At 32.5% G+C, this 677-nt stretch carries 1 protein-coding gene; it reads right to left on the bottom strand.

Annotation, left to right across the window (positions count from 1 at the left end; translation table 11 throughout):
• The coding region (locus tag HMPREF3045_RS08925; protein WP_070738756.1) for a phage replisome organizer N-terminal domain-containing protein at positions 1 to 548 on the bottom strand (548 nt) is incomplete at its 3' end.
• Positions 549 to 677: the final 129 nt, after the last annotated feature.

Here is a 677-nt window from a genome sequence, read left to right as displayed (position 1 = left end):
TATTCTTCTTTGCTTAGCCTTACATTTTTGTATTGTCCATAAAAGATGGGGGTGGACTTTTTATCTTTTTCTATCTCTCCCTCTCTCTCTTTATCTATCTCTATATCTTTCTCTATCTCTATCTCTCCGTTGCACTTTTGTTGCTTATGTGTTGCATTGGTGTTGCATTGCAACATTTTTAATTCTCTAGACTTTCTTGAACGCCTTGTAGAGGCTGTTTCTGATCCTATTAAGTTCGGTATTTCAGTTAAATAGTATTCATCATTTTCTGTTACAACTTCTAATAAGGCTTGATTGATTAAATAATTTACCGTAACCATTACATCATCGTCTGTTTCATCTATGGTTAGTGCTAACTCTTTTATAAAATCACTTTCTACTCCGTCATAATAGAGTTTGCCCTCATCTTTTAGGCTTAATAATAAAAGTTTGAGGTAGATTATCGTGTAGGTATCTCCTCCCGATATTCTTCTTAATCTTTTTATCCTTTTGTCTGTGAAAAATTCTTCTTTTAATTTTATCCAATAATATCTTTTGTTTGTTGCCATATCTGCTCCTTTCTTGATTTTCGATAATCGAAATTCTTGATTTCCGATTTTCGGAATTCTGGACTTCTGCTTTTTAGAAGTCTTGTTATTATTGTTATTTAAGGGTGTAACTTTTCGTTACTCCCTTAG

The organism is Anaerococcus sp. HMSC075B03, assembly GCF_001815585.1.
Lineage (GTDB): Bacteria > Bacillota > Clostridia > Tissierellales > Peptoniphilaceae > Anaerococcus > Anaerococcus vaginalis.
The sequence above is the reverse complement of the archived record's forward strand: the minus strand, read 5'-3'. Positions and strand labels throughout refer to the sequence as shown.